The 1,160-nt window shown below is 36.7% G+C and carries 2 protein-coding genes; both read left to right on the forward strand.

Going from position 1 to position 1,160, the window contains the following annotated elements:
- On the forward strand, positions 1-515 hold a 515-nt coding region (locus tag EQ827_RS08760), incomplete at its 5' end, for an AAA family ATPase (RefSeq protein ID WP_181190593.1).
- A gap of 10 nt (positions 516-525) precedes the next feature.
- A partial coding sequence (locus EQ827_RS08765) for an aldose epimerase family protein (protein ID WP_181190594.1) occupies positions 526-1,160 on the forward strand: 635 nt, incomplete at its 3' end.

Below are 1,160 nucleotides of genomic sequence, written 5' to 3' on the forward strand. Positions count from 1 at the left end.
CACGTGAAGGCGTTCAACGGGATAGTTTGCCAATTGTCGAGGGTTCCAGTGTTAATACAAAATATGGAACTGTAAAAACTGATCATATTTTGTTTATTGGTTCCGGAGCTTTTGCTGAAAGTAAACCTAGTGATCTAATTGCGGAATTGCAAGGACGTTTCCCAATTAGAGTAGAATTAAATGACTTAACTGAGACTGATTTTATTCGGATTTTAACAGCTCCAGATAATGCTTTAGTTAAGCAATACATTGCTTTAGTGGGTAGTGACGGCATTCATTTGACCTTTACTAAAGAGTCCATCGAAGAAATCGCGCGATTGGCATATAAAGTCAACCATGAAAGCCAAAATATAGGGGCGCGGCGTTTAGCTACTGTTTTGGAAAAAGTCTTAGAAGATATCATGTATGAAGCTCCAGATATGCAGATGGGTGATATTACCATTACTCAAGAATACGTAGACCAAAAAGTTGGTAAAATTGCTGGTGATAGTGATTTAACTAAATATATTTTGTAAGAGGATATTAATGGATTTAATTACTTTAAAAAATGACCAGTTGGAAATTAAAATTGCTACCTTAGGTGCGGAATTGCAGAGTATTAAAGATAACACTGGTAAAGAATATTTGTGGCAGGGGCAAGCCGATATTTGGCCACGAAGGGCTCCAGTTTTGTTTCCAATTGTCGGCCGGCTTCAGCATAATCAATATGCTTTAGGTAATCAAGTTTATTCGATGACTCAACACGGTTTTGCCCGGGATCGAGAATTTGATGTTTTGGACAAAAATCATCAGGTTGTTACTTTTGGCTTAACTGCTAATCAAGAAACTTTTGAAGTTTATCCGTTTGATTTTGTTTTAAAAATCTGTTTTACCCTGCAAAATAAAAGCTTATTAGTAACATATAGCGTCCAAAATCGGAGCCAACAAGTGATGCCCTTTGCTATTGGTGGACATCCAGGGTTTGCAATCAATTATCAGCAAGATGCAACTATTTTAAAAATTGCTAATCCGCAAATTATTCGACAATTAGAATTTACACGTGACAATTTAATTAACCAATATCATTCCCGATCAATAGCTGCCCGCCTGCCTTTAAAGGCTGATAGTTTTGCTCACGATGCTTGGGTTTTACAGTCCCAAGGTTTTAATAGTTATAGTAT

This window comes from Bombilactobacillus bombi (assembly GCF_013607485.1).
In the GTDB taxonomy this organism is placed as follows: Bacteria; Bacillota; Bacilli; order Lactobacillales; family Lactobacillaceae; genus Bombilactobacillus; species Bombilactobacillus bombi_A.